Genomic DNA, 253 nt, shown 5'->3' with positions numbered 1-253 from the left:
GTAATGGAACGGCTGCCGCTGGCAGCGTCCGCCGAGGACTACGAAGCGCTGCTGCCTTGGCGCTGCGGCCCGGTTGCTTACTGATCTGCAACGATCATCGCAATACGGGGTTTATGGATCGCTTACTGTTGAAGACCGAGGGCTTGGTGATCAACCGCAAGCGAACGTACCGGATATATACCGAGGAAAAACTGCAGGTACGCACCAGGCGACGTAAGAAGCTGCAGCGCCCCCGGCAACCACTTGAAGTCCC

The 253-nt window shown here is 58.5% G+C and carries 1 pseudogene; it reads left to right on the top strand.

Annotated elements, in window-relative coordinates:
• Positions 1-125: 125 nt before the first annotated feature.
• Positions 126-253, top strand: a pseudogene (locus H4J77_RS20130) (IS3 family transposase); the annotation flags it as partial.

Origin of the sequence: Pseudomonas sp. 5Ae-yellow, assembly GCF_014077575.1 — a bacterium.
GTDB classification, from domain to species: Bacteria; Pseudomonadota; Gammaproteobacteria; order Pseudomonadales; family Pseudomonadaceae; genus Halopseudomonas; species Halopseudomonas neustonica.
The sequence above is the reverse complement of the archived record's forward strand: the minus strand, read 5'-3'. Positions and strand labels throughout refer to the sequence as shown.